The 26,654-nt window shown below is 58.8% G+C and carries 30 protein-coding genes and 1 tRNA gene; 20 read left to right on the plus strand and 11 right to left on the minus strand.

Going from position 1 to position 26,654, the window contains the following annotated elements; translation table 11 throughout:
- The first annotated feature begins 119 nt into the window (after window positions 1-119).
- From VXL81_RS03020 to VXL81_RS03035, 4 genes are all read left to right on the plus strand, one after another.
- On the plus strand, window positions 120-434 hold the full coding sequence (locus VXL81_RS03020; RefSeq protein ID WP_340547090.1) for a hypothetical protein: 315 nt from the start codon (window positions 120-122) through the stop codon (window positions 432-434).
- A gap of 144 nt (window positions 435-578) precedes the next feature.
- On the plus strand, window positions 579-1,970 hold the full coding sequence (ahcY, locus tag VXL81_RS03025; RefSeq protein ID WP_340547089.1) for an adenosylhomocysteinase: 1,392 nt from the start codon (window positions 579-581) through the stop codon (window positions 1,968-1,970).
- Between the two features lie 252 nt (window positions 1,971-2,222).
- Window positions 2,223-2,882, plus strand: a complete 660-nt coding sequence (locus tag VXL81_RS03030; protein WP_416534366.1) for a PRC-barrel domain-containing protein — start codon at window positions 2,223-2,225, stop codon at window positions 2,880-2,882.
- A gap of 250 nt (window positions 2,883-3,132) precedes the next feature.
- Window positions 3,133-3,474 carry a DUF2853 family protein gene (locus VXL81_RS03035; RefSeq protein WP_416552891.1) on the plus strand — a complete coding sequence of 114 codons (342 nt, stop codon included), beginning with the start codon at window positions 3,133-3,135 and terminating at the stop codon, window positions 3,472-3,474.
- 369 nt (window positions 3,475-3,843) lie between these two features.
- Here VXL81_RS03035 and VXL81_RS03040 read toward each other — a convergent pair whose 3' ends face one another.
- The 5 genes from VXL81_RS03040 to tsaD are packed head-to-tail and all read right to left on the minus strand — an operon-like array spanning window position 3,844 to window position 7,036.
- Window positions 3,844-4,239, minus strand: coding sequence for a DUF1761 domain-containing protein (locus VXL81_RS03040; RefSeq protein WP_416539901.1), 396 nt, complete (start codon window positions 4,237-4,239; stop codon window positions 3,844-3,846).
- Window positions 4,240-4,283: 44 nt separating this feature from the next.
- Window positions 4,284-4,706, minus strand: coding sequence for an EVE domain-containing protein (locus VXL81_RS03045; RefSeq protein ID WP_416552893.1), 423 nt, complete (start codon window positions 4,704-4,706; stop codon window positions 4,284-4,286).
- Window positions 4,706-4,978, minus strand: a complete 273-nt coding sequence (locus tag VXL81_RS03050; protein ID WP_340547084.1) for a YciI family protein — start codon at window positions 4,976-4,978, stop codon at window positions 4,706-4,708. The genes VXL81_RS03045 and VXL81_RS03050 overlap by 1 nt, the downstream gene beginning before the upstream one ends.
- 1 nt (window position 4,979) lies before the next feature.
- On the minus strand, window positions 4,980-5,942 hold the full coding sequence (locus VXL81_RS03055; RefSeq protein ID WP_416552895.1) for an NAD(P)H-dependent glycerol-3-phosphate dehydrogenase: 963 nt from the start codon (window positions 5,940-5,942) through the stop codon (window positions 4,980-4,982).
- A complete protein-coding gene (gene tsaD, locus VXL81_RS03060; protein ID WP_416552897.1) occupies window positions 5,939-7,036 on the minus strand; it encodes a tRNA (adenosine(37)-N6)-threonylcarbamoyltransferase complex transferase subunit TsaD in 1,098 nt (365 codons plus the stop codon). The genes VXL81_RS03055 and tsaD overlap by 4 nt, the downstream gene beginning before the upstream one ends.
- Before the next feature lie 155 nt (window positions 7,037-7,191).
- On the opposite strand from tsaD, the gene VXL81_RS03065 reads away from it, so the two are divergent.
- From VXL81_RS03065 to VXL81_RS03115, 11 genes are all read left to right on the plus strand, one after another.
- Window positions 7,192-7,845 carry a uroporphyrinogen-III synthase gene (locus VXL81_RS03065; RefSeq protein ID WP_416548756.1) on the plus strand — a complete coding sequence of 218 codons (654 nt, stop codon included), beginning with the start codon at window positions 7,192-7,194 and terminating at the stop codon, window positions 7,843-7,845.
- A gap of 53 nt (window positions 7,846-7,898) precedes the next feature.
- The gene (locus VXL81_RS03070; protein WP_416552899.1) at window positions 7,899-9,254 is read left to right on the plus strand and encodes a hypothetical protein; all 1,356 of its coding nucleotides are present in this window, start codon (window positions 7,899-7,901) and stop codon (window positions 9,252-9,254) included.
- 10 nt (window positions 9,255-9,264) lie between these two features.
- Window positions 9,265-10,785 carry a heme biosynthesis protein HemY gene (locus VXL81_RS03075; RefSeq protein ID WP_340547079.1) on the plus strand — a complete coding sequence of 507 codons (1,521 nt, stop codon included), beginning with the start codon at window positions 9,265-9,267 and terminating at the stop codon, window positions 10,783-10,785.
- A gap of 72 nt (window positions 10,786-10,857) precedes the next feature.
- Window positions 10,858-10,933: transfer RNA gene (locus VXL81_RS03080), tRNA-Thr, on the plus strand.
- 232 nt (window positions 10,934-11,165) lie between these two features.
- A complete protein-coding gene (locus VXL81_RS03085) occupies window positions 11,166-11,780 on the plus strand; it encodes a ribonuclease D (protein WP_416544142.1) in 615 nt (204 codons plus the stop codon).
- Entirely contained in the window at window positions 11,777-12,748 is a 972-nt protein-coding gene (locus VXL81_RS03090) for a KpsF/GutQ family sugar-phosphate isomerase (protein ID WP_340547077.1), read from the plus strand. Before VXL81_RS03085 ends, VXL81_RS03090 begins: the two co-directional genes overlap by 4 nt.
- A gap of 18 nt (window positions 12,749-12,766) precedes the next feature.
- Window positions 12,767-13,366: an LPS export ABC transporter periplasmic protein LptC gene (lptC, locus tag VXL81_RS03095; protein WP_340547076.1), complete on the plus strand. Its 600-nt coding sequence runs from the start codon at window positions 12,767-12,769 to the stop codon at window positions 13,364-13,366.
- A 24-nt stretch (window positions 13,367-13,390) separates the two neighbouring features.
- Window positions 13,391-13,870 carry an LptA/OstA family protein gene (locus VXL81_RS03100; protein ID WP_416552944.1) on the plus strand — a complete coding sequence of 160 codons (480 nt, stop codon included), beginning with the start codon at window positions 13,391-13,393 and terminating at the stop codon, window positions 13,868-13,870.
- Window positions 13,870-14,628: an LPS export ABC transporter ATP-binding protein gene (gene lptB, locus VXL81_RS03105; protein WP_416552901.1), complete on the plus strand. Its 759-nt coding sequence runs from the start codon at window positions 13,870-13,872 to the stop codon at window positions 14,626-14,628. Before VXL81_RS03100 ends, lptB begins: the two co-directional genes overlap by 1 nt.
- A 348-nt stretch (window positions 14,629-14,976) precedes the next feature.
- Entirely contained in the window at window positions 14,977-15,540 is a 564-nt protein-coding gene (gene hpf / locus VXL81_RS03110; protein ID WP_340547074.1) for a ribosome hibernation-promoting factor, HPF/YfiA family, read from the plus strand.
- A 43-nt stretch (window positions 15,541-15,583) separates the two neighbouring features.
- A complete protein-coding gene (locus VXL81_RS03115; protein WP_340547073.1) occupies window positions 15,584-16,048 on the plus strand; it encodes a PTS sugar transporter subunit IIA in 465 nt (154 codons plus the stop codon).
- 25 nt (window positions 16,049-16,073) lie between these two features.
- Here VXL81_RS03115 and VXL81_RS03120 read toward each other — a convergent pair whose 3' ends face one another.
- From VXL81_RS03120 to VXL81_RS03145, 6 genes are all read right to left on the minus strand, one after another.
- On the minus strand, window positions 16,074-17,504 hold the full coding sequence (locus VXL81_RS03120; protein ID WP_416552903.1) for a nodulation protein NodH: 1,431 nt from the start codon (window positions 17,502-17,504) through the stop codon (window positions 16,074-16,076).
- Between the two features lie 6 nt (window positions 17,505-17,510).
- Window positions 17,511-19,211 carry a beta-1,6-N-acetylglucosaminyltransferase gene (locus tag VXL81_RS03125; RefSeq protein ID WP_416552905.1) on the minus strand — a complete coding sequence of 567 codons (1,701 nt, stop codon included), beginning with the start codon at window positions 19,209-19,211 and terminating at the stop codon, window positions 17,511-17,513.
- The gene (locus VXL81_RS03130; RefSeq protein ID WP_416534503.1) at window positions 19,208-20,194 is read right to left on the minus strand and encodes a glycosyltransferase family 2 protein; all 987 of its coding nucleotides are present in this window, start codon (window positions 20,192-20,194) and stop codon (window positions 19,208-19,210) included. Before VXL81_RS03130 ends, VXL81_RS03125 begins: the two co-directional genes overlap by 4 nt.
- 184 nt (window positions 20,195-20,378) lie before the next feature.
- Window positions 20,379-21,269, minus strand: a complete 891-nt coding sequence (locus VXL81_RS03135) for a phosphotransferase family protein (protein ID WP_416552907.1) — start codon at window positions 21,267-21,269, stop codon at window positions 20,379-20,381.
- A 29-nt stretch (window positions 21,270-21,298) separates the two neighbouring features.
- Window positions 21,299-21,985 carry a flagellar hook capping FlgD N-terminal domain-containing protein gene (locus VXL81_RS03140; RefSeq protein ID WP_416552908.1) on the minus strand — a complete coding sequence of 229 codons (687 nt, stop codon included), beginning with the start codon at window positions 21,983-21,985 and terminating at the stop codon, window positions 21,299-21,301.
- Between the two features lie 4 nt (window positions 21,986-21,989).
- A complete protein-coding gene (locus VXL81_RS03145; protein ID WP_416552910.1) occupies window positions 21,990-23,573 on the minus strand; it encodes a flagellar hook-length control protein FliK in 1,584 nt (527 codons plus the stop codon).
- A gap of 236 nt (window positions 23,574-23,809) precedes the next feature.
- Here VXL81_RS03145 and VXL81_RS03150 point away from each other — a divergent pair, with 236 nt between their 5' ends.
- From VXL81_RS03150 to flbT, 5 genes are all read left to right on the plus strand, one after another.
- Window positions 23,810-24,097, plus strand: a complete 288-nt coding sequence (locus tag VXL81_RS03150) for a rod-binding protein (RefSeq protein WP_416534379.1) — start codon at window positions 23,810-23,812, stop codon at window positions 24,095-24,097.
- A complete protein-coding gene (gene flgN, locus VXL81_RS03155) occupies window positions 24,090-24,449 on the plus strand; it encodes a flagellar export chaperone FlgN (protein ID WP_340547066.1) in 360 nt (119 codons plus the stop codon). The genes VXL81_RS03150 and flgN overlap by 8 nt, the downstream gene beginning before the upstream one ends.
- Window positions 24,450-24,657: 208 nt before the next feature.
- Complete coding sequence (locus VXL81_RS03160) at window positions 24,658-25,470, plus strand: flagellin (RefSeq protein ID WP_416534380.1); 813 nt, start codon at window positions 24,658-24,660, stop codon at window positions 25,468-25,470.
- An 81-nt stretch (window positions 25,471-25,551) separates the two neighbouring features.
- The gene (flaF, locus tag VXL81_RS03165) at window positions 25,552-25,923 is read left to right on the plus strand and encodes a flagellar biosynthesis regulator FlaF (RefSeq protein ID WP_340547064.1); all 372 of its coding nucleotides are present in this window, start codon (window positions 25,552-25,554) and stop codon (window positions 25,921-25,923) included.
- 2 nt (window positions 25,924-25,925) lie between these two features.
- Window positions 25,926-26,330 carry a flagellar biosynthesis repressor FlbT gene (gene flbT, locus VXL81_RS03170; RefSeq protein ID WP_014876468.1) on the plus strand — a complete coding sequence of 135 codons (405 nt, stop codon included), beginning with the start codon at window positions 25,926-25,928 and terminating at the stop codon, window positions 26,328-26,330.
- Window positions 26,331-26,654: the final 324 nt, after the last annotated feature.

The raw sequence follows: 26,654 nt of genomic DNA on the forward strand, positions 1-26,654 counted from the left end.
TTGACCGGCCGGGATTTGATAACGGCCGGTTCTGGCCCCATATTTATAGGTACGACAGGGGCTCTTGCCCCCTTGGCAAGCCTCTTTCGTCGCTTAGGCACATGCGAAAGGAGATTGTCATGTTTAAACGTCTTGCCTGCACCTCGCTTATCTTTGGGATGCTTGCGACTGCGCCGCCGGTGCTTGCCGCTGGCTGCAGTCCCCGCGATCACCTGGTGGATCGTTTGCAATCCTCATACGCCGAGCGGTTGACTGCTGGCGGGCTGCAAGCCAGCCAGCCCGTTTCCACCGTGATCGAATTCTGGGCTTCAGCAACAACCGGCACTTTCACCGTGCTGGTTTCCCATCCCAACGGGTTGAGCTGTGTGGTGGCCTCCGGCACCGGGTTTTTTCAATTGACGGAAGACCCCAGGCCGCAAGGCACCCCCAGCTGACCTGTCCCCCCGGACCGTTGGGAAGGTCGGGGCGCACGACCTCCGGTCGCTGCGCCCCGGCGCTTTCGGGCATCTTCGTTGCTTATAAACCATTGCGGTGTTACCTGCTGCGGTAGACAAAATGTAACCGGAATGGAGCACGCAATGGCCGGGGATTATATCGTCAAGGACATCGCGCTGGCCGAGTTTGGCCGCAAGGAACTCGACATCGCTGAGACCGAAATGCCGGGGCTGATGGCCCTGCGTGACGAATATGGCGACAGCAAGCCGCTGAAAGGGGCCCGGATTGTCGGGTCGCTTCACATGACCATCCAGACTGCGGTTCTGATCGAAACGCTGGTGGCGCTGGGCGCGGATGTGCGCTGGGCCTCCTGCAACATCTTCTCGACCCAGGACCACGCTGCGGCCGCAATCGCGGCAGGCGGCACGCCCGTCTTTGCGATCAAGGGCCAGACCCTTGTAGAACATTGGGATTATCTGGATCGCTCGTTCCAGTTCCCTGAAGGCGCAAACCTCATTCTGGATGATGGTGGCGATGCAACGCTTTACGTGCTGCTTGGCGCGCGCGTAGAGGCTGGCGAAACCAATCTGATCGAAGTTCCGACCTCCGAAGAGGAAGAAGCGATCTTCAACCAGATCAAAAAGCGTATGGCCGAAAGCCCGGGCTGGTTCACCAAAACCCGTGAGGCGATCAAAGGCGTTTCCGAGGAAACCACCACAGGCGTTCACCGTCTTTATGAGCTGGTGAAAGAAGGGCAGCTGCCCTTCCCGGCGATCAACGTGAACGATTCGGTCACCAAGTCGAAGTTCGACAACAAATACGGCTGCAAGGAATCGCTGGTCGATGGTATTCGTCGCGCCACCGATACGATGATGGCAGGCAAGGTCGCCGTAGTTTGCGGTTACGGCGATGTGGGCAAGGGCTCAGCTGCCTCCCTGCGCGGCGCCGGTGCCCGGGTCAAGGTCACCGAAGTGGACCCGATCTGCGCCCTGCAGGCCGCGATGGACGGTTTCGAGGTGGTCCTGCTGGAAGATGTAGTGGACAGCGCCGACATCTTCATCACCACCACCGGCAACAAGGATGTCATCCGCATCGAGCATATGCGCGAGATGAAGGATATGGCGATTGTTGGCAATATTGGCCACTTCGACAACGAGATCCAGGTCGCCAACCTCAAAAACCACAAGTGGACCAACATCAAGGAACAGGTCGACATGATCGAGATGCCCTCGGGCAACCGTCTGATCCTGCTCTCCGAAGGCCGCCTCTTGAACCTTGGCAACGCGACGGGCCACCCGTCTTTCGTGATGTCGGCCTCCTTCACCAACCAGGTGCTGGCGCAGATCGAGCTGTGGACCCGTGGTGAGGCCTACAAGAACGATGTCTACATCCTGCCCAAGCACCTGGACGAAAAAGTTGCTCGTCTGCACCTGGACCGGATCGGTGTGAAACTGTCGAAACTGGCCCCCGAACAAGCGGCCTATATCGGCGTCAAACCCGAGGGCCCGTTCAAGCCTGAGCACTATCGCTACTGATCCTATCTTCCTTCTGATTTTCGGAATGAAGTAAACGTACAGAACACCCCGCCATCGGTGGGGTGTTTTCTTTTATGTGACTGATTTTTATTTGCCTTTTAATAGGTCTGACCTAGCACGCACCGCGCGCGAAAACGTTGTTTCGCGCTCAAAAGTTCCAATAATTTAATGTCGAGATTCCGGAAAAATCCGGGAACGTATTCGAGCGGCATGACGTTTGATTTCCGTACTTCAAACGAAGGAGAAAACGACATGACCGAACTGAAAACCAAAACCCGTATTCTTGCTGGTGTGACTGCTGCTGCCCTGATGGCTGGTGCTGGTATTGCGCAGGCTGGCACCTCGGTGCCGCGTGGCGAAAGCAAGGCTGACACCCAGATCGAAACTGTTGGTGGCCAGGAAACAACCGGCAGCGTGTCGCTCGACACCACCGAAGGCACCACCGTTCCGCGTGGTGAATACAAGGTAGATAGCGGCGTTGAGACCGTGAACGGCCAAACTCCGGCGGATGGCGATGAAAACGTCAATGTAAGCTCTGACGCTTCCACCACCATCCCGCGCGGGGAATATGATGCTTCGGATGCCGCTGGTGAACCTCTGCCGCCACTGGATGAGATGACCGTCGCTGATCTGGTCGGCAAAAACGTCTTCTCCGCGACCGGCGAGAATGTCGGTGAGATCGACTATGTGATCGAACAGGACGGTAAGATCGCAGGTGTGATCGGCGTCGGCGGTTTCCTTGGCTTGAATGAATACACCGTTGCCGTGCCGTTGTCCGACATGGATTTCACCCGCAACGGTCAGCTGAAGCTGAGCACACGTACCGAGGCGGCTCTGCGCTCGATGCCGGAGATCGACGAAAACATGATCAAGCCGCTGCAGGATGATCGTCTCATCGGTGACCGCGTATAACGCGACTCTGCCACATTGAATCGGCACCTGATTGAGGTGTTGTGAGATGGCTTTGGCGCCCCTCATCCGACGGGCGCCATTTCTGTCGTGTTCGGCGATTGTTCGTCGTTTCGCACAGAAATGAGAGTTTACCGCCGAAATTCCCGGTTGCCCTGTTCCGTTCTGCGACTAAGCTGCTGGAATAAGAACTGATCAGGCGCAGTGCCTGGCGATACCAGTAGTTCCGCTGAGTAACATGGGAGAGAGAGTTTTGGGAAAACGCGACGATCTGATCGAGCAATATGCAAGTGATCTGAAAACCAAATGTGGCATGGAGCCGGATATGGACCTGCTCACCAAGGTCACCATCGGCTGTGGTCCGGCCATCTATGACGCCGACGCATCCACCGTAGCCTCCAGCCAGCCGGCAGAGCTGGAGACCGTCAAAAATAACTTCCTGATCAAGAAATTGGGCCTGTCCGATGGGCCCGAGCTGATGTCTGCAATCGATAGCGTGATCGAGACCTACGGGAAGTCTGAGCGGAACAAATACCGCGCAGTCGTCTACTATATGCTGACCAAGCACTTCGGGAAAGAATCCGTCTACGGCTGATCAGATTGCCTGAAGACCGCTGAGGATCGCCCGTCGGAAACCCCCGGCGGGCGCTTTTGGTATGTCATGATGTACGGTGGGGCGGCTTCTTCTAAGTCGTTATGTCATTGGTTCGTGGAGACACCGGGATTAACCGACATCACGGCGACACGGAACATGCCCCGGTTGTACATGTATTGCATTTTACCTGTATTGCCTTTGCGGAATCACCGCTGGTCGGCCTACCTTCTAGATACCGGTCAGGATGGCCAGGATCACAGATTTACGAACACGTGTGGTGGAATTGGAGCACGTGGGGTGAAAGGGAAGATCCTGTCATATGATCGGATCTTCCCTTTTTTGTGCATAGCGTTTCGCGAGCGAAGGGCGTCAGAACAACGTCAGCACGATACCAATCGCACCGCAGGCCAGCGTAGCGTAGCCGCCATCAATCATTGACAGGCGCAGCGGTCTGACAGCGTAGAGGTTATTGATCATGATCCATGGGGTGATGAAAAACAGCCCTACGCCCAGCCCACCGACGAGGCCACCGCCCACGGTATCAATCCCCGACAGGGCAAAGACATGGCGCATCATGCCCGCAACAATGAGCTGAAGCACAAAGGTAGCAACAAAAACCGCCGGTGTTTGCCCACCTGTCGGTTTGCCGTTTTCATCGCGAGGCACCTTTGCCGCCTGCATCCAAGGCTCAGCCAGCACGCCATACCAGACCGCGCCCAGAACAAAGCCGGCAATCGCGGCTGCGATAACATTCAGTATTTCCATTGCACTCTCCCTGATACCAGCGCCAGCCTGAGAATTCTGTCAGATCAACCGGGATCTGTCTCCCCCAACGCGCAGATATGGGCCCATTCTTCAGCGGTGACAGGTTGTACCGAGAGGCGGGAGTTCTTGACTAGAACCATGTTTTCAAGCCGCGGATCGGCTTTTATCTGATCAAGTGTCACCGGTTTAGAAAAGCTGCGCACCGCTTTGATATTGACGCATTCCCAGCGCGGGTCATCCGTGGTGCTGTCTGGGTGGGCCTCGGCACAGATTTCGACGATCCCGACCACAGATTTCTCCTTCATCGAGTGATAAAAGAACCCGAGGTCGCCGATTTCCATGTCGCGCATGAAGTTGCGCGCCTGGTAGTTGCGGACGCCGTCCCACTCCTCACCCGCGCCACCTTTGGCTAGCTGATCAGCCCAGCCCCAGGTGGAGGGTTCGGATTTGAACAGCCAATAGGCCATCAGCCGACGACCTTTTTCCAGGTGATCAGCTCAACCGCTTCAAACAGTCCGGCCTTTGCATAGGGGTCGCTATCCGCCCAAGCCTGGCCCGCAGCCATGTCTTCGACGTCAAGGATGATCAGCGAGCCGACCATGCCGCCGTCTTGATCCAGTAGCGGTCCCGCCTGCGCAACAACGCCGGTCTCCTCGATATAGGCCAGATGCGCGGCACGGTTGTCCATCCGGGTCTGCAAATGATCAGGTTTATCGCGCGCGATCAGGGCAATCAGCATGTCATTCCTCTTTTAGTGGTCTTGCAAGCAGTTGAGCGGTGGCATCGGCAATCGTCAAGCGCTGATCGAGCAGTGCGACGACGATAGCGGTGATAGGCATGTCCAGTTGCCGCGCCGTGGCCGCGGCATGAACCGCGCGTGCCGTGGCGGCGCCTTCGACTGTGATGTTTGGATCGAAAGCCTCGCCGCGGCCAATGGCAAGCCCCAGGCGGTAGTTTCGCGACAGATCAGAGCTGCATGTGAGCGTCAGATCGCCAAAACCGGAGAGACCGGCCAGTGTCTCGGGGCGAGCCCCTGTGGCCAGCGCCATACGCTGCATCTCGGCATATCCCCGGGTCATCAGCGCGGCGCGGGCGCTATCGCCCAGACCGGCACCAATCACGGCGCCGCAGGCAATTGCGATAACATTTTTCAGCGCACCGCCAATCTCTGCGCCAATCGTATCTGTCGTGCGATAGAGCCGTAGAGTCTTGGTGGTCAGCTGTTGTTGTAATTCCCTGCCGGTCTCTGCGTTGCCACAGGCCAGCGTAAGGGCCGTTGGCAGGCCCCGTGCGATGTCAGCGGCGAAACTGGGGCCGGTCAGCAGCGCCGTTCGGGCCTCGGGCAGGCAGTCACGGATCACCGCCAATGGACCAAGCCCGGTTTTGAGCTCCATCCCTTTGCAGCAGGCCACAAGCCTGCGGTCGCGCAGCAAAGCGGCGTGAGCGGTTATGAACCCGCGCAGCGTCTGCATTGGCACCACAAGCAGCACCGTTTCGGCCTGTGCGGCGCGTTCCAGATCGTCTGTCACCGTCAGCTTGTCCGGCAGCGCAGCATCTGGCAGGCGCCGACTGTTGCGGCGGGTTTCCTGCATCTGCAGCGCCTGGTCGGCGTCGCGCGCCCAGAGGGTGACCGGCCCGTTGGCTGCCAGCGATATCGCCAGAGCAGTGCCAAAGGCACCGGATCCGAGCACGGAAACACTCATGCCTTTGCTCCTTTCTTGCCGCTGCCCAACATGGCAGGGCTGCTTTGGTCCAGTGGCCAGCGTGGTCGCGCAGCAAGGTCCATGCCGTCGCGCTCGCCATTGCGAAACCGTTCCAGTCCGGCATAGGCAATCATCGCGGCATTGTCGGTACAAAGTGCCAGCGGCGGGGCAACGAACCGGGCGTCGAACTCGGCACAAACTGTCTCTAACGCGGCTCGAATGGAGGTATTGGCCGCGACACCTCCGGCAACGGCAACCGTGCGCGTGTCGGGGCTCTCCTCTAGGTAGAGCCGGATCGCCCGGCGCGTCTTCTCGGCCAGAACATCGGTGACAGCTGCCTGAAATCCGGCGCAGAGATCGGCCCGATCCTGACGTGTCAGACCGCCTTTTTCGGCCATAACCTGATCGCGCATCCGCATCAGCGCAGTCTTGAGGCCGGAGAAGGACAGGTTACAATCTGGACGATCCAGCAAAGGGCGGGGGAAGCGGAAACGACGAGGATCACCGGTCTCCGCCTCAGCCTGTACGGATGGGCCACCCGGTTGCGGCAGACCCAGAAGGCGAGCGGTTTTATCGAAAGCCTCACCCGGAGCGTCGTCAATGGTGCCGCCAAGCCGTCTGAAATCGGCAGGCCCACGAACGATCAGGTACTGACAATGGCCGCCGGACACCAGAAGCATCAGATAGGGGTAGGGGACCGCATCGGTCAGCCGTGGAGTCAGCGCATGACCGGCAAGATGGTTCACGCCAATCAGGGGCAGCCCGCTCGCGGCGGCCAACCCCTTTGCGCACATGACCCCGGAGATGACGCCGCCAATCAGCCCGGGACCTGCGGTGACCGCGATGGCATCCATATCCGACAATCTCAGGTCGGCGGCAGCCAGCGCATCCCGAACGCAATGATCAAGTTTTTCAGCATGAGCGCGGGCCGCGATCTCCGGCACGACGCCTCCAAAGGCACTGTGAAGCTCGGTCTGGCCGAAAACGATGGAAGACAGCACCTCCGCCGGGCCGTGTCCCGGATGGCGCACTACCGCTGCCGCCGTATCATCGCAGCTGCTTTCCAATCCCAGCAGGGTGAGGTCTCGTGTCATGGCGTTACCGTTGCATCATATCCCCGCTGGGGCTACCACCTATGGCAGTGGCGAACAATCCCGAGGGGCGTGTGATGGTCGGCCTATTGATGACACGCCCCCGCGCGGCGGCGGAACGGTTCGTTGCGGATCTTCCGGCATCCACCCGCTCGACGATGCAGGTGATCTACGCACCATTGCTTGATGCGCGGCCCGTTGATGTGCAACTGACTTCGCCCGCAACCAATCTCTATACTAGGGATGTGGTTTTTTCTTCCGCCAATGCAGTCCGGTTTGCCCCTAAGCCTCAGTCAGGTCAGCGGGCCTATTGTATCGGAGACCGCACGACCGACGTCGCCAGAGCAAAAGGGTGGCAGGCGAAATACTGCGGGCAGGACGCCGATCAGCTGGTCCGGACGGTGACAGAGTTATCACCCGAAACCCCACTCGTTCATCTTCGCGGTGTCCACAGTCGCGGTGATATCGCAAAGCGGCTTTGTCAGGCCGGTATCAACTGCCAGGAACATGTGATCTACGATCAGGTTCTGCTGCGCTACGACGATCAGGCCCGTGCGGCGCTGGATGCGCAAGCCTCGCTGATCGTGCCGCTTTTTTCACCGCGCACTGCGCTGCAATTCGTCAAATTGGCACCATATCGCGCAGAACTCCATCTGATCGCCTTCAGCAAAGCAGTGGCCGAGCCTTTGAACGTATTGAAATGCAAAGACTTACAGATATGTAACTCTCCAACGGCGAAGGATATGTGCGCATTGGTGCGTGATGCCGCAGCTGGTCTGGCGCGGGTTGAGGGTGGACCATCGGCACAGTAAGTTTATTGCCGAGTTGATGTTATGAGATTTTTAGAATCGAGGGGGATGTCGGCGTGGCTGACAAGAAAACATCCGATGAGATGCGGGCCGAGAGGGGCCAGACGTCTGTCTCCAAGCTGGACATCGACGAAACCGCAGCAGGCGACGATCCGTCCGAGCTGGTCGAAGCGACGCAAGCTGAGGACACCAAATCCGAGGTGGATTCAGAGGCCGAAGACGTGCAGCCAAGCGAGCCGGTAAATGCTGAAACCGGCTCTGTCTCTGATGATCAGCGCGATCAACTCGACCCGCAGCAGGCAGAAACTGCCGAACTGGTCGAAGCCTCGACTGCGGAGACCGCCGCTACGGAGCGCAGTGCAGATGATCTGCCCCCCTTCACCCCACCGGCGCCCGAGGTTGAGCGTATCGTAGAGAGACGCGGCGGTTTTGGCGCAGCGGTTCTGGGAGGGGTCGTGGCGGCTGGGCTTGGGTTTGTGGCCGGGCAGTCGAATGTGCTGGACGGCTTCCTGCCCCCGTCGTGGCGCACCGCCCCTTCGGTTGATGCCACGGCTCTGGAGGAGCTTCAGGAGAGCCTGAACACAAGGATTTCCGAGCTGGAAGACCGGATTGCCGCCACCGCTGCCGATCTGAATATTGCACCGCTGGCGGAACAGCTGGATACGCTGAAGCAGGAGGTGGCCGCGCTGAAATCCGGAGCGACCGCCGCAGGTGATACCGGTCTCGCGGACGCGCTGGATAGTCTGGCGATCCGCGTTGATGCGCTGGAAAGCCGTCCGATCACGGACGCGGCTAGCCCAGAGGCTGTTGCTGCCTTTGAGGCGGAACTGAACAAGCTCCAGGACAGCTTGGCTGCACAGCGGGCCGAGGTCGAAAAAATGGTCGATGAGGCGCGTGCAATGGATGCAGCCAGCGCCGAGGCCGCCCGAATCGCCAGTGCGCAAACAATTGTCGCGCGGCTGCGCTCGGCGCTTGATGCGGGGACGAGCTTCAGCGGTCTGCTGGATGAGCTGCGGGCGGTTGGTGTGACGCCGCCAGAGGCGCTGGCAGGCTCTGCAGAGGCTGGCGTCAGTACCCGCTCCAGCCTGCGCGATGGGTTTGCCCCGGCTGCACGTGAGGCGCTGGCTGCGGCACGTCAGGAAGCCAAGGGAACCGGCGGTATCGCCGCCTATATGCGGCGTCAGCTCGGGGCACGTTCGGTCGCACCGCGCGAAGGGGATGATCCTGATGCCGTTCTGTCCCGTGCCGAGGCAGCCGTCCAGAATGGCAATCTGCAGGACGCACTGATGGAACTTGAGGCCCTGCCCGAAACCGCGCTTGCGCCGCTCGCTGATTGGCAGGCTGCTGCACGCGCGCGCCTCTCGGCGGTTGCTGCCGTGAATGAACTGGCCCAAAGCCTGAACGCCAAATAAGGAAGCTGCCATGCTCTGGTCATTGTTGAAGATTCTCGTTTTCGTCGCCATCGTGGCGGTGCTCGCCTTTGGTGCCACATTGCTGACGGAAACCGCTGGCGGCGTTCAGATCACGGTCGCCGGCACCGAATACACCCTGAGCGCATTGCAGTCGGTCATTGCGCTTGCAGTTCTGGTTTTTGCCGTTTGGGTTGCATTCAAACTTCTCTCACTTCTTCTGGCGACGCTACGGTTCCTTAATGGCGATGAAACCGCGATTTCGCGCTATTTCGACAAGGGGCGCGAGCGCAAGGGCTATCAGGCGCTATCCGACGGGTTGATGGCGCTGGCTTCTGGCGAAGGGCGGTTGGCAATGGCCAAGGCTGCGCGCGCGGAGAAATATCTTGAAAAGCCGGAGCTGACGGACCTGCTGACAGCGCAGGCTGCGGAACTGGCAGGCGACACCAAGAAGGCAGCGGAGGCCTATAAGCGGCTGGTGAGCAACCAGTCCACCCGCTTTGTCGGGGTGCGCGGCATCATGAAACAGAAGCTCTCCGAAGGGGATACCGATACGGCGCGTCAACTGGCCGAGAAGGCGCTTGCTCTGCGGCCCAAACACGAAGAGGTGCAGGATACGCTGCTGACACTTCAGGCGCGGGCGCAGGATTGGGCTGGTGCGCGCAAGACGCTAACGACGAAGTTGAAGACCGGCACCCTGCCGCGTGACGTCTACAAGCGCCGCGATGCGGTGCTGGCCCTGTCCGCCTCTCGCGCGATTGTCGAAGACGGGGCGACCGTCGAACAGCAGGAACAGGCGATCGAGGCCAACCGGCTTTCGCCGGATCTGGTCCCCGCGGCGGCCATGGCGGCCCGTGCCTATCTGGCGCGCGACAAGAAGCGCTACGCCATCCGGGTTCTCAAAAAAGCCTGGGAAGCGCAGCCGCACCCGGATCTGGCACATGCCTTTGCCGAGGTCGAGCCGAATGAAACCGCCGCGGAGCGGGTGAAACGCTTTGCTCAACTGTCGCGGCTGGCGCCGCAGCATGATGAAACCCGGCTGGTGATGGCCGAGCTGCATATCGTCGCGGAGGATTTTCCAGAGGCCCGTCGTGCGCTGGGCGATTTGGTCGAACGAAATCCCGATGCACGGGCGCTGACCTTGATGGCGGCCATCGAGAAGGGCGAGGGTGCCTCGGACGCGGTAATCCAGGGCTGGCTGGCACGGGCGTTGAATGCGCCACGCGGACCACAGTGGGTCTGTGATACCTGCAATCATATCCACGCGGAATGGGCGCCGGTCTGTGAAAACTGTTCTAGCTTCGACACACTCAGCTGGCGCCGCCCTGAGGCCCCCGAGATTGTCGGCGCCACTGGTGCGCAGGTGCTGCCCTTGATCACAGGCACGCCGGAAGGGGCCGCCGGACCTGATACAAGTGACATCCCCGAGGTCGAATTGCTGGAAAGTGACGATCCGGCGGCGGTACCGGATCCAGACAGCCCAGCATCCGACGCTTCCGAAGAGCCCAAGGGGAAATTCCAAGGCGCGAAATAGATCTTTTCCAAGCGGCGCGCCAATGCTAAAGCGCGCCGCACAGACCGCTGCGGGCCCTGACCCGCGCTGGTCGCCGCTGTAGCTCAGATGGTAGAGCACGTCATTCGTAATGATGGGGTCGGGGGTTCGAGTCCCTTCAGCGGCACCATACCACCACCGGCAAAAGATCATCGCGGCAGGATCGTCCGACTTAATATCGGTGGCAGATTTATAGCCGCGATCAATCAAAAGACCGCAGATATCTGCCAGCCCCCCTGTTGCATTGGACCTGCTCCACGCCAAAGCGGAGCCAATTGCCGGTGCCAGAGTTGAGTTTGCCTGCCGAAACCCCTATCTCGGGGCCAAACCCGTTGTACCTGTCAGACAAAGGATCGCGTCTCTTGGCCAATCACCTTTACCAGAACGACCTGCCCGACGGGCTTGATCTCGGGCCAGTCGTTGCGATCGACTGCGAGACGATGGGTCTCAACCCGCATCGGGACCGGCTTTGCGTTATTCAGATGTCAGGCGGTGACGGCAATGCGCATATCGTGCAGGTCTCCAAGGGGCAGTCCGAAGCCCCCAATCTCTGCCGGATGCTCAAGGATCCCAACGTGCTGAAACTGTTCCATTTCGGCCGCTTTGATATTGCGGCCATGTATCACGCGTTTGGAGCGCTGGCGGCACCGGTGTATTGCACAAAGATTGCCAGCCGCCTGGTCCGCACTTACACGGATCGCCACGGGTTGAAGAACCTGACTCAGGACCTGATCGGTGTCGATATTTCCAAGCAACAGCAGATGAGCGATTGGGGGGCGCCGCAACTGACCGATGCGCAGCTCGACTATGCCGCGTCCGATGTCCTGTATCTGCACCGGCTGCGCGCGGCGCTGGACAAGCGTCTGGATCGGGAAGGTCGCAGCGAAATGGCGCAGGCCTGTTTCGATTTTCTGCCGATGCGTGCCAAGCTGGATCTCGCCGGCTGGCCCGAAACCGATATCTTTGCACACTCATGAGCAGCGCAGAGACATTTCTCGCCACCGCGCGACAGGTGATCACCGACGAAGCCCGTGCTCTGGATGCGCTGGCGGACAGTCTGGATGAACGTTTTGCCGAGGCCGTAGACCTCGTGCTTCAGGCCGAAGGGCGGATCATCGTCAGCGGTATCGGTAAATCCGGTCATATCGGGCACAAGATCGCCGCGACCCTGGCATCTACCGGGACGCCCGCTTATTTCGTCCACCCCGCCGAAGCCAGCCACGGCGACCTCGGCATGCTGTCCAAAGGTGATGTGGTGCTGGCGATTTCCAACTCTGGTGAAGCGCCTGAGCTGGCAAATCTGCTTTCGTTCACGCGTCGCTTTGGCATCCCGCTGATCGGACTGTCCAGCCGGATGGACAGCACCCTGATGAAAGAGGCCGATGTGCATCTGCAAATCCCCGCCATGGGCGAGGCCTGCGGTTTTGGCATGGTGCCCTCGATTTCGACGACGCTCACTCTGGCGATGGGCGATGCGCTGGCCATCGCCCTGATGAAGCACAGGGATTTCCGACCCGAAAATTTCCGCGCCTTCCACCCCGGTGGCAAGCTGGGCGCACGACTGTCGAAGGTTGACGACCTGATGCACGACGGGGCGGCCTTGCCGCTGGTCAGCACCGAAACCCCAATGCCCGACGCGCTGATCGAAATCAGCCAGAAAGGATTTGGCGTTGCTGGTGTCACTGATGCGGGCGGTGTGCTGCAGGGCATCATAACCGATGGCGATTTGCGGCGGCATATGGACGGGCTGCTGGAAAAATCCGCCGCCGATGTCATGACTCACAACCCGACCACCATTGCTCCCGGCTCGCTTGCGGAAGAAGCCGTCGCAATCATGAATGACCGCAAGATTACCTGCCTGTTTGTCGTCGATCCCGATGCAGAGACGGCAAAGGCCGTCGGACTGCTGCATATCCACGATTGCCTGCGCGTCGGGCTTGGCTGAGGGGGGACGCGGCGAACCATGGATGGCTATTCCCGCCTTGTGGCCTATCTGAAGGTCTTGCTGCCGCTGATGGCCCTGGCGCTGATGTCGACCATGTTCCTGATTTCACGCGGCGTCGAAACAGATGCGGTGATCCCCTTCGCCCAAGAAGATCTTAAGGATCGCACCCGCGGACAGCAGATCACCGCGCCGTTCTTTTCGGGAACCACCGCGCAGGGTGATGAAATCATGGTAACCGCCGCCCTGGCTCGCCCGGGTGGCCCAGACGCGCCAGCAACCGCAGTGAACCTCGAAGCCGAGATCAGGATGACCAGTGGCGGCCGCTTCCTGCTGAGTTCGGACACAGGCGCCTTGCGCCCGGATAAGAATATGGCAAACTTTCGCGGCGATGTTGAAATCCTGTCGAGCGACGGTTTGCGGGTCATCACGCAGGAATTAAACGCCGCTCTCAATGGTGTGCAGGCGGACAGCCCAGGACCCGTTCAGGCCAGTGGTGCGATGGGCGATCTCACCGCAGGCGCCATGCAGATCGACACAAAAACCGAGGGCGGGCCGGTACATATGGTTTTCAACAAAGGGGTCAAGCTGCTATATGACCCGCAACAATCAGAAAGATAACCTGTGTTGTATCTGCGTGTATTGATGTTCTGCCTGCCGGTCGCCCTGTTCTCAACGGGGGTGTCGGCGCAGTCCGCGTCCATCGCATTCGGCTCGATCAAGGCTGATCCGTCGCAACCGGTGGAAGTCACCGCAGAGACATTGGACGTGAATCAGGCTGACGGGTCAGCTCGGTTTGTCGGCGACGTTGTGATCGTTCAGGGTGTTATGCGATTGTCGGCCGACAACGTTCTGGTGATCTACAAGCAGGATGAAACTGGCAAAACAGGCGTCGAACGGCTGGAAGCCACCGGCAATGTCATTCTTGTAAACGGTCCCGACGCGGCAGAGGCGGAGAAAGCCGAATACACCATCGACTCCGGAACCGTGGTGATGACGGGCAATGTATTGCTCAGTCAGTCCACCGGGACGCTGACGTCCAATCGCCTTGTTGTGAATCTGACTACCGGCACCGCCAGCCTGTCTGGCCGGGTGAAAACCATTCTGAACGGCGGCGGCGACTGATGGCCGCGCCCGCATTGAAAGTCACCGACGGCAGCTCAGGTCTGCGCATCGAAAAGCTGCGTAAATCCTACAGCAAGAAGGTCGTCATCCGCGACGTCTCCATGTCATTGGACCGGGGCGAGGTCGTTGCACTGCTTGGGCCGAACGGCTCAGGTAAAACCACCAGCTTCTACGCGATTGCTGGTCTGGTATTCCCTGAGGCTGGCTCGGTTACCATCGATGGGCAGAATGCAACCACGCTGCCGATGTACCGTCGCGCGCGCATGGGCATTGGCTACCTGCCGCAGGAAATGTCGATCTTTCGCGGCCTGTCGGTGGAAGATAATATCTCCTCCGTGCTCGATATTGCGGTGAAACACGCCCACAAACGCCGCGAGCGTCTGGAAGAACTGCTGTCTGACTTCTCGATTGAGCATCTGCGCCGGGCGCCGGCGCTGGCGCTGTCTGGTGGTGAGCGTCGCCGCGTCGAAATCGCCCGCTGTCTGGCTGCGGATCCGAAATATCTGCTTCTTGATGAACCTTTTGCCGGGGTCGACCCGATCTCGGTCGGGGATATTCGCCATCTGGTTGGTGATCTGAAAAAACGCGGTATCGGCGTGCTGATCACCGACCACAATGTCCGCGAAACACTGGAGATCGTGGACCGCGCCTATATCCTGCATGATGGCAAGGTGCTGATGTCCGGCACACCGTCCGAAGTGGTCGAAAACGAAAATGTGCGCCGCGTCTATCTCGGGGACAATTTTCGGATCTCTTGATCCCTACGGACACGGTCCAGCTGCACAGTGACATGCCCGGTCTGCGCCTTGCCGCACGCCGTTGACAGCAGCGCGTCGTCAACCATTTGAGAACAGGTGGAAACCCGCCGCCTACTCATAAATGGGTAACCGTTTGACGCCGATTTGCATTGACTCTCTCGCCTGGTTGTCATCGAATTGACTCATGGCAAACCCGCAGTCCGATGCTGTCCTCGCTCCAGCCTTGTTAACAAGGCCCAGACGAATGCAATCGACTGTCTTGCCTAAATCCCACTTTCAGAACTGAAGCGAGAGCAGCCGGGCTTGGCCCGAGTTGGGTTTTGAGGGTCTATTTGTGAAGGAGATCACATGCGTTACCAAATCAGCGGAAAACAGATCGACATTGGCGAAGCGTTGCAGTCCCATGTGCAATCGGAGCTTGGCGTGGCGGTCGCGAAATATGCTGAACGCCCGACGGACGCCAATGTCGTCTTCTCGCGGTCTGCGCATGAATATGTTTGTGAAACGACCGTGCACCTGTCCACTGGTCTGACCGCGCAAGCAAAAGCGCATGCCACTGAAATCTATGCCGCATTTGAGGATTGCTGCGAAAAGATGGAGAAGCAGCTGCGTCGCTACAAGCGTCGTCTGAAGGACCATCACCGTGATCGGAGCGAGCCGGTTGAACTCTTCGGCGCAAGCTCTTATATCCTCGCCTCTGAAGACGCCGGCACCGAGTCTGAACCAGAATCATTGCAGCCTATCATCGTCGCCGAGATGGAAACGCAAATTCCATCCCTTTCGGTTGGTGAGGCCGTGATGCAAATGGAACTGGCAGGCGCCCCGGTTCTGGTGTTTCGCAAAGAAGGCAAGGACGGCCTGAACGTCGTCTATCGTCGTGAAGACGGGAATATCGGGTGGATCGATCCGTAACCTGTCACGGCGTTTTACGTGAGTTGAGCGGAGCTATTGAAGTATGCAGATCTCTAACATCCTGAAGCCTGAGGCCGTACGTGTCTTTGGCGCTGCATCCAGCAAGAAGCGTCTGTTTCAAGAAATTGCAGATGTTGCTCAACTCGCCTACGGGCTCCCCGCGCAACCAACGGTCGAGGCTTTGCTGGATCGCGAAAGCCTTGGCCCCACCGGTGTGGGGCACGGTGTTGCCCTGCCACACGCGCGCCTTGATGGTCTGGACAAGGTTGTCAGTGTATTCCTGCTGCTGGAGACACCGCTGGAATTTGGTGCGGTGGATCGCCAGCCGATTGATATCGCCTTCGCGCTCTTTGCACCGGAGGATGCCGGTGTTGAACATCTCAAAGCGCTGGCACTGGTATCGCGCACGCTTCGTGAACAGAGCTTTTGCACCAAGCTGCGGGCCAACCCTGACCCGGCGACGCTTCATACCATCCTGACCGAGGATCAGTCGGTTCAGGCGGCCTGACGTAGCACACGCGCGGGCGGGCGTGTCAGCGCGCCCAGGCGTCAAATCCGAACAATATGTAATCGCGCTGGTAGACAGTTGCGATCTGCGCCTCAAGCGTGTCGTCATAAATATCCTGAAGACTAAACGGCTGGTCGACCCCGGGTGCGTCCGGGGCGCTGGCTTTGGATTGGCCAAGCCACCGGGCAAGATCAGGCAAAGTCGTGGCCAGATCCTCTTCGCGTAGGATCAGATCTGGCGATTGTACAGCTGAAAACCCCGCAATTGTCTGCGCCTGAGTGGCCCAGCAGGCATCGGTGCGAAACCCGGTCTGCCCTGAAAGATTGGCACCAATCACCTCGACAAAACCTGCAAAAGCCGTTCGATGCTGTTCGCGGGTATAGGATCCATGTGCAGGGTCCTTGGGCAGCGGAACCTTGAACTGTTTGCGCAGCAGATTACGGATCTGGCGCAATGTTCCTGTCTCTGACCCGAGAATGCGCGTGCAAAAGACATGATGCAGCCGGGCCGCCGGATGACGCAGAACGGTGAGGCTGCGGAACCCGGGATGGCCGCGCTTCCATTGCCGCAGCTGCTTTTGGTTCATCCCCTCAATCAAGGCGCCATCGCCGTCTGGTTCCTGCCCGGCCATCCAGCTGCGTATGACATCCGTCGGACCACCGCTGATCGGCAGATACAATAGCGGCAGCTGCTGCCCCGCGATGTAATCAGGCACTGCCGGGCCGCGCCGAGGTTCGAAATTCGGGGTCCGAGAGAGGTTGAAACGATCCAGCCGCGCCATCGCGCGGTCAAGCTCCGAAGGATTGGCGACCTTCTCTTCCAGCGCAGCGGGGTTTTGCGGTTTGAGACTATCGTCAAGCTGCGCCAGCCGGGCATCGACACCCAGCCACTTTGCCAGTCCGTTGATCACCTCCAGATCCTGAAGATCCTCATAGGCCAGATAAAAGGCTGTCTGGCCAGACCTTTGCAGCCGGTTCAGCAATGTAAGCTGAAAACCCTGCAGCTCGGCAACGTGATGGGCAAATTCCTCCGCATCGACCGTCGCCAGCCCGTCCTTGCGGCGTTTCACGTTTGTCAATTTCCACTGGCCGGTACTGCGCGCGATCTTATGCGAGACATAGCTGTCTGCCGGGTTCCGAGTCAGGATGATTTTGGCACAACGTGGATCGTCAAGCAGCGCGTCCAGAACGCGCGGGTCATGGTCGTGGAAGTAGCGAAAACCGTTTAACGCGCCCTCGGCGTCGCGGATCTGCGACAGAAATCCCAGAACGTCACTGTCGCGCTGTGCTTGTGTCCAGCCCAGCGTCGTCTCGCGGTTGGGATAGCCGATAAAATAGGGGTTAAAGGCCTCGCCGTGACAGGTGACGCCCTCAAGCGCGTTCAGATTGGCTTCGAGAAAATTGGACCCGGTCCGCATCTCCGCAAACACAACAAAGTAGTCAAAGTCTTGGGTCATGGTTCGCTATTGCACCAAATAGGGTTTGCGCGGCGTCTTCGGCATGTTCAACGGCCCCTGTTCCGCCGGGAAATCGCCCATCAGATAAGGGTGCATCCCCTGGTTCTTCAGATTTTGCAGAAACTGACCAAATCCCGCCAGATCCACCATCGTTGGCGCCGTCGTCAGATGGCGCTGCGCCTGTGCACCGAATTCATCCAGAATGGTCTGTAGGGGCTCCATCGGAGATTCGACAAATTCGGCCATCGACCAGATCCGGACACGCGCCTTTACGTATTTGGAGCGGAGAATTTCGATGTGTTTTGCCTCGATCTGCTGCAATCGTGCCGCTTCACGTCGCAGGTCGGAGAAATTCCTGTTGGACCGGAACAGGGGCACCGCCCAGGCACCGGAAATCACCGAAACCTGTGCATTAGGGTCGCGCGCTACCAGCCAATTGATACTCTGATTGTCCTGCGGTCCAAACTGGAAACATTGCCGTTCACCACGGGTGTTCCAGATCAGATTGGTCAGAAACCCCTTGGGATGATAATCCCGTAGCTTGGCACTGTCGCTCAGACCGCCGTTCATCAGCGTCTGGCGGTCAGCAAATTCCACCCGCTCGGGGGCAAAAAGATGCCCATGAACCTTTGCGCCGGTGACCTGGGTCAACCACTCCTCAAAATTTTCGAACAGCTCTGCAAAACCCTGAAACATCGAGTAGGGGTTGCAGGTGATGCCATTCTCCAGCCCGTTGGCCGGAAGGCGGCTTTGCATATAAAGGCCGGGACGACCGCGGGTGCGCCGCTCAACCGCCTTGGAGAAAATCCGGTCTATCTTGCCCGGATTGGGTTCCGAGGTTTTCATCAGATCCGGCTGATCGCCCAGAAACGTCGAATAGAGCCGATCCGCATGAGGCCAGATTTTCCGCGCGACAAAGCAGTCGGACCGACGCAGCAGTTGCAGATGGTCGTCGTAGAAATTATGCGGCTTGCCCTGAAAATCGAACTTGGACAGGGTCAGTGACCGGCTTTCGATATTGCTGGAATAGAGCCGAACGAGGGTTTGGTAATAGCTCTCATCCGGGATCCAGACCTTGCGAAAATACCGGTCGTAGCGCGGCCGGTCTGGGTCTTCCAGAATCGCTGAGAGTGTCTGCCGCGTCAGGCACCACCACTGACTGCCCATATGAGGCACCAGCCCGTCGGGGATCCTGCGCTTGATGCCCAGCTTGCGCTGAAGCGAGACATATTTGTCAAAAAGGTATCGGCGTTTCTTCCACGAGAAGGGAAAGCGCAGCGTGAACCGTTCCACATCTAGCCCGCCGACAATCCATGGCACATCGGCAGTGGTCGCGCTTTCGATGAAGTCGGTGCGGGGCCGGGCGGCAAGATAGTCCACCAGGTCAGACACCGGGCGCAGCGGCAGGCAGGACCCCGAAGCAAGAAACACATGCCGCACCGAGGGATATTTTGCCAGCATCAGCCCGGATGCGGATTGAGAGGCTGCGACGATGCCCCAGGTCCCCCATTCGCAGCGATGCCGCGGCGAAAACCGCACCATTGGATCACCTGCAAATGCGGCCTTGAAGGCAGAAAATGTTGCCTGAGGGACCTTCTTATCAACGTGCAGAACAACGGGGCACCCGCCTGCGACCCAATGGCGCGCGACCTGTTCGGCCCGGTCCAGTGCCGTATGGACCAGCAAGACGATGCCAACCGTGCTCATGCCCAGTTGCCCTTGGACATCAGGCCAAGGATCTCCAGCTGGCGCCAGTTGATGTATTTCTCGCTCCACTTGCACCAGAGTTCTGGCTGATCCTCTACGGCCTTGGCGTAGGCTTTGTATTCGGCCGATCCCGCATAATGCTGTTCACGCAGCATCTCTTCCTCGGCCTTGGTCACAAACGTGTGGAGGAATTTTGTGTGCAGCAAGGCGCCGCTGGCCTTTTCACCACCATCCGTTTCATAGACCTGATTGAGGCCGCGTGGCAGCAAGGCATGGGTCGAGCTGACATAGGTATAGCGGCGATCCCATTTCACCAGCGGGATCTTGTTCAGCGCCGGTGCTTTCTTTGGTTGATCGGCAAAAAACACACGCGCCCGCGGCCCTCCCTGGATCCACAGGTTGCCATAGATCGGATTGCGCTTGATCGAGTAGTTGCCGCTGTCGAACCAATTGGCGATTTCGAGCGGATCCTGTCCGGCGCGATAGGGAACGGCATCCAGTTTCCCTTTTGGATAGACGTCAATCAGCATGGCCGAGAAACTACGGATCGCAGAATTGTCGAGCCAGTCGGTCAGTGCCCGTAGCGGACGACTGTCGCAGAACGGGTATATGAACAGCTCATCCGGGTCGACGACCAGCACCCAGTGACCATGGGCGTAGCGACGTTTCAGATGGTTCATCCAATCAATGCCGAAACCGGCACGCTTGTAACTGGCCACTGTGTGCCAGACCGAGACATCGGGCTGGCCTTGCAGATATTCGCGCGTGCCGTCGACCGATCCATTGTCTACGACGAGGAAATGATTGACGCCCAGTTTGCGATAGTAATCGAGGAAATATGGCAGCCGGATCTGTTCATTGCGCAGGGTTGTCACCAGCAGTATGTCACCGGGCCGGATCTGATCGGTCTGATCCTGAACCGCTGACAATTCGCGGGACTTGCGCATGGCACGCAGGATCCGGCGTTTCCGCCGCAGCCGCATGCGATAAGACTCCCAAAGGCTCAAGACTGCTTCCATCCCCGGTTGCAAAGGTGCCGTGTCGGACTGTCGTCAACCCGACCGCATCACCGCCAGCGACATTCCGCACAATATGCCATGTAAGCTATTTGGAAACAATGAATTTGGGATTGACGGTGTTGTTGCGAAATGGCTCCCGCAAAGCCCCTCAGGCGGCTGCGAGGCACGCGTCCAGAGCTGCCCGTTCCAGCCGATAGGCGCGGCTGTCCGCCTCACCGTCGCGTTCGTCGCGCCACCGGCAATAGGCCACCATACGCCAGTGGAACCAGGATTTCAGCTCCAGGTAGCGCGCCACGACCTGCGGATCAGGGTAGGCCGCCAGGAATGCCGCCTCCTCAACTGCAGATAACGGTGCACCGCGATAGACCTGCTGCATTGCCGGAGACAGGAATAGCGCGACGTCCTCTGCCGGATCCCCGATCTGTGGGCATTGCCAGTCGATCAATGTCAGCTGCCCATCGCAGGTCACTATGTTGCCAGGAACCGGATCCCCGTGGATGAGTCTATGGACGCCAAGCGGTGCGACAGGTCTCGTGGGTTCAATCCGCAACAGGTCATTGCCCATGCGACAATGGCCCAGAATGGTGCGGGTCTGGGCGGCAATCTCTGCGCTGCCGGATATGCCGTTTGGTAGATCTGGAATGACAGGCTGTGTGTGCAGACGTCCCAGTAGTTCTGCCACATGGGTGGTACCGGATGACCAGGTCACCCCGGGCGAGTGTTGATAGGCCAGCCAGTCGCGCCCTTCGAACTGACCCGCGGCCAGCGGAGACGGCACCATGCCAGTGCGGTAAAGCGCGCTGAGTGCTGCCTGCTCGCGTGAGGGATCATTGGCAAACAGCGGGTTGGCATTGCCTCTGCCATAGAGCTTCACAACAATACCGCCCAACCGCCAGACCCGGTTGGAGCGACCGCCCAGCAGCGGACATGGCGCAGCGTCGCTCAGGCCGAGGCCAGCGAGATGCGCAAGAAAACGTGTTTCGAACTGTGTCCGATGGTGTTGCAGGTCAGGCTCCGTCGCTATGGTCTGTGTTACCACACAGTCCAGGTCTTCGGTGCCATTATGCGTCAGACTGCAGGTGCCGTAGGTTCACGCAATGCTGTCACCGATGACGCCAAAATCGCCGAGCCGCCCTCAAGGATCAAGGCCACTTCGTTGCCCCGCATCTGAGTTTCTTTCACCCTTGTATAGGTCTCAGCAGTATCGGAGAGAACGATTTCACCGTTTTTCTGGCTTTCCAGCGTGAAACTATAGCTGCCAGCATCAAACGCGTACCCGTCATCGTCAATACCCTGCCACTGATACGGCTCGGCAGTGACCGGTAGGCTGATCCGCTGAACTTCCTTTCCGCTATCATCCTTGACCACCAGGTGAACAGTGTCCGCGATCTTGGCTGGATTGGGCGACACGGTGACAGGATTGGTCCCGTCAAAATAGGCAGGCGCCGCAGACCGGGTTTCCATACCGACCCAGCCCGACATAGCTGCCATATTGGCGAGACCCAATTGGGCCTGGATACCTTCCAGAACCTCATTGCCCTGAACCTGCTGCTCGACCATGGAAAACTGTGCCAGCTGCGCAGAGTACTCTGTCGAATCAATGGGTTCCAAAGGGTCCTGATATCGCGCCTGCGCCGTGAGCATCTTCAGAAACGTCTCAAAGTCAGAGGCAATTCCGGTGGCTTTTTTCGGTTCCGGCGCGGCGGTCGCTGCCTGTTGCTGTTGCGGTGCCGCAGCACCCGATACAGTTGTCATCGTCTTACATCCTCATATCAAGCCCAACCTCACCGAGGTTGAGTGATTGTGTCATCGGTTCTACGGGGAGATCGGCCATCTCTTCCTCGCCACGCCCTGCGGATCGACCCGCTGGGGTATGGGAGGCGTCATGGCCACCGCCCTGATTGGAGGTCTCACCGCCTGAGAACTGGAACGAGATATCCTCAAATCCCATGCGCCGGAATTCATCCGCCAGTTCGTTGATATGGCGGCGCATCAGATCGCCGGTTTCGGCGCGTTCGGTCTGGATCATGACGCTGACGCCGGTATCCGTGACTGAAACACGCATATTCACATGCCCCAGCTCCTTGGGATTTAGAGCAACGTCAACGTTGCGATCCCCTTTCATCGCGAGGGCTTCGGCCATCTGATTCGCAATCAGACGAGGGGTTTCCGGCTTGTGAACGGTTCCCGGGCTCACGGTTGCCTCGGTCAGCAATTGCGCCAGGCCTGGTAGTTCCATTCCTGTGCTGCCGCCTGTGACCTTGGCCCCTCCGGCCTCTGCTGAGGTCAGCGAATCAAGCGCTAGCGCCGAAGTGGCGTTGGCGCTAGGCATCGCGGCAGTCAGGGCCCCGGCACCAAGGCCGAAGCGGGCCGTCGAATAGGTGCCCTGCGGGATATGTCCAGCGGTCTGAGCGGCTGTGTTCTGCTGTATCTGGTCAGACGCGCCGCGCCGGGCTTCAAATTTCTCTCGTACGGGCGGCGGTGCTGCCTCTACCGGGATCGGTGTTGCCGTCCGCTGTTGCTCGACGGGCTGGGTCTGCTGCGCCGAAGAGGGTTTAACCACCTCCTTTGCCGCTTCAGACTGCGGTGCAGTTGCAGCCAGCGACTGTGCGGTTTTTTGCTCCGCCTGAGTACGTGCTGTGGACTGCGCAAGGGCATCAGTGCCTGCAGGCTGGCGGTTCAATCCTGCACCGGTGCCAGGCACCTCGGGCGTCGCTGTGCGGTGATCACCGGTCAATTGTCGATCCGCCTTGGCTTCGGCGCTCGTCGGATCGCCCTTCAGCGCAAGCTTTTGATTAGCCTCTGCCGCGGCGCGTTCCGGCGTGCTGGCTGTTTCAGACTGCGCCCCTTGAAGCCCTCCGTTGCGGGGATCACCCACCGCCTGTTCCCCGGCTTCAGATTGTTGGATCATCGCAGCGGATCCGGCAGTTTTTGCAGCATCCGAGGCTGCTTTAAGGTTAGCAGCCTGATCATCCGACGCGCCGTCAACCGTTCTCTCGGATTGCATCGCCTGCTTTCCGCTTTCGGCATCGGGATCAGATGATCCATCGGTCTGACTGCCGCTCTGGCCGATCGCCACTGGCGCAGGATTCGCGCTGGGCACCTCATGCTGTTCAGCTGTCGTTTCCGGCTGAACCATCACGATTTTGGGGTCTTCAGAAATCTGTTCTTCGCTCGACGTATCTTGCCGGGCTCCGCCGATGGGCGCCTCTGCGTCACCATCCTGTACGGTTTGATTCGCTTTTTCCGAAGCGCCGGACGCTGAGGTCTGCTGTTCTGCGAGTTCCTCAACCTCGGTCACCGCGGTTTCTGCGCTATCCGAAGATTTTGCAGTCTCTGCCATAACCGCGTCAAAGCTTGCGCCTTTACGCGATTTTGCCGATTCGCCTTGCTGGATCTTCTCCGATCCCTGCGCTCCACCAGAGGTGGGAGTCGTAAGTGCGTTGATAAACATTGGCTTCCAGACATTCTATCTCGATCCATGCACCTTAACGCCAATCGGTTACGGCAATTTTAACCGATCATCCGCCAAAATAGAAAAAATCGAAGCAATTTCGACGTCTCAGAATGAGGTACATCATGGAACAGATTGCTCAACTACCGGCGCTACAGCGTCCCCAAGTGATCAAACCGCCACAAGACCCGCTGCGCAAAGCAGCTCAGGAACTTGAGGCGACCTTTCTTACAGAAATGTTGAAATCCGCAGGCCTTGGCGAAAGCCGCGAAACCATGGGCGGCGGCGCGGGCGAAGATCAGTTTTCCAGTTTTCTTGTGCGCGCACAGGCGGAGCAGATCTCCAAAGCAGGCGGTATCGGCCTGGCAGAATCACTTTATCACGCATTGAAAGAGGCACAGACCAATGACTGATCAGACACCGCAACAACTGATTGAGGAACTCGATTCCCTGCTTGATGCCGAACGCGCGGCATTGGTCAGTGGCAATCTGCAGGCGCTGGAGCCGCTGCTTGCAAAAAAAGAGGCAATCATCACGACGCTGAATATGACAGCCGATCTGGAGCGCGAGGCTCTAGAGCATGTCCAGGGCAAGGTTTCGCGCAATCAGGTACTGCTTGATAGCGCGATGGAAGGTATTCGGGCGGTGGCTGCCCGGATGGCCGAACTGCGTCGTGTGCGCAAGGGGCTGGATGTCTATGATCAGTCGGGGCGGAAAACCCGCTTTGCGACCGGGGGCACACCCAGCTTGGAAAAACGGGCATAACCAGCCCAATTTAGGGAAAATTCTAGCAATGGAATTTCCGGCATTAGCACTCCTTTAGCACATAGTAGGCCAATGTCACTTTGCACCTTCCAAAGAGGGTGGCGCGGAAGCCGGACGGCGGAACGCATAGTCAGAAAGACGTCAGAGAGCGCCCTTCGGGGCAGGGAAACCAGAGGTCAAAACGCCTCTAATCAAAGGAATACATGCTATGTCCAGCATTCTGACTAACAACGGCGCAATGGTTGCACTGCAGACCCTGCAGTCCGTGAACAACAGCCTTGACGAAACGCAGAGCCAGATTTCGACCGGTAAACGTATCGGTTCGGCCAAAGACAACGCGGCCGTTTGGGCGATCTCCAAAACCATGGACTCCGACATCGCCGCCTATAAGTCGGTTCAGGAATCCCTGGGCGTTGGTGAGGCAACTGTTGCTGTTGCTCTGTCCGGCGCGGAGCAGATCGTTGAAACTCTGACCGAGATGCGGCAGCTGGCGGTTTCCGCGAACTCGGAAAACGTTGACCATGCTAAGATTCAGGACAGCATTGCCAAGAAGGCGGCGCAGATCGAGTCGATCATCGACTCTGCTGAATTCAACGGCGCGAACCTGCTCGATGATACGGTCACCACTGCACTGACTGTTCTGGGTGGACTGGATCCGGCCGCAGATACAATCACTGTGACCTCGATCGACTCGGCAGCAAACATCAGCACAGCGGGTATCACCAGCATCACCGACGTTGCCACCGCGTCTACTGCTCTGACCGAGATCGAAACCATGCTGGGCAACGCAATTGATGCGGCAGCTCAGCTGGGTGCGGACTCCAACCGTCTGTCCGACCAGGGCATGTTTGTGTCGAAACTGTCCGACTCCCTGACAATGGGCGTCAGCACCATGACCGACACAAATATGGAGGAATCCTCTGCAAGGCTGAAGGCGCTGCAAACCCAGCAGCAGCTGGCGGTGCAATCATTGTCGATTGCAAACCAGGCGCCACAGACCCTGATGCAGCTGTTCCGTTAATGACAGCTTGATCTGGGGCGCTGTTGCGCGCCCCAGATCCCCTATCGCAGAGAATCTGTAGATTACATGTTAGGATAACACGTGAATGCCCTTCTAAAGGCGAAGAGCGCCTATTCGGCGGCGAAGGCCCCGACCCGAACTGCAAAGAACCTCGAATATGAAGTCATTGCCCGAGTAACACGTCGCATGGTTGCGGCCGCACAGAAAGGTAAGCCTGGGTTTACCGAACTTGCCGCAGCGCTCACCGACAACCGTAAACTCTGGTCGATCTTTTCAATCGAAGTTGCAAGTCCAGGGAACCCACTCCCGGATGAACTGAAAGCTCAGTTGCTCTCGCTTGGGGAATTTACCCATCAACACACCAGTAAAGTCTTGGCCCGTAAAGCGGACGTGCGGCTGCTGGTGGAAATCAACACGGCCATTATGCGTGGCCTTCGCAGCGGAGCGTCCTGAATATGAGCGGATTGGTCCTGAAACTTGCCCCGAAAGAGCGGGTATTGGTGAATGGTGCAGTAATTGAAAACGGGGATCGGCGCAGCCGGTTGTCGATCGTAACTCCTGATGCAAACATCCTGCGCCTGCGCGATGCCATCCACCCAGAAGAAGCCAACACGCCGGTACGTCGCGTCTGCTACGCCGCGCAGCTGGTCCTGTCTGGCGATGTTGACGGCGAGGAAGATCGCTTGCAGATGTTGCGCCGGATTGAAGAGCTGAGCCAGGTCTTTACCGATCCGGACAGTCGCGCCTCGCTGGCAGAGGCCACTGATGCGGTTCTCTCCGACAACCATTACCGGTGCTTGAAAGCGTTGCGCACCCTCTTGCCACGCGAAGACCGGTTGATGGCAGTGCGCCCATCATGAGTTCTCAGCCGATTATGCCGGAAACGGCATCGTCGGCTGGAATTGTCATCACAGAGAATGATCAGGCCGCCTTGGGCCTGTGAAGCACAATCCAGGTGTGGGCGTCAAAGCAGGCGTCTCACACAGAGCTTGAGTTCGAATATTCTGCCTCGCCTCATGTACATATGGTGATAACGGCAGACACCCCAGTCAAACGGCGGACATCCCAATCAGATCCGCTGGCTCAGAGCGAATTGCTCGTCCCTCGGATCGATTGGCAGACGCAGCATCTAACGGCATCAGCATCAATGAGATCACTTGCGTGGTGCAGCGGCCCGCCCAGAC

The organism is Phaeobacter sp. JH204B (assembly GCF_048055755.1).
Taxonomy (GTDB): Bacteria; Pseudomonadota; Alphaproteobacteria; order Rhodobacterales; family Rhodobacteraceae; genus Phaeobacter; species Phaeobacter bryozoorum.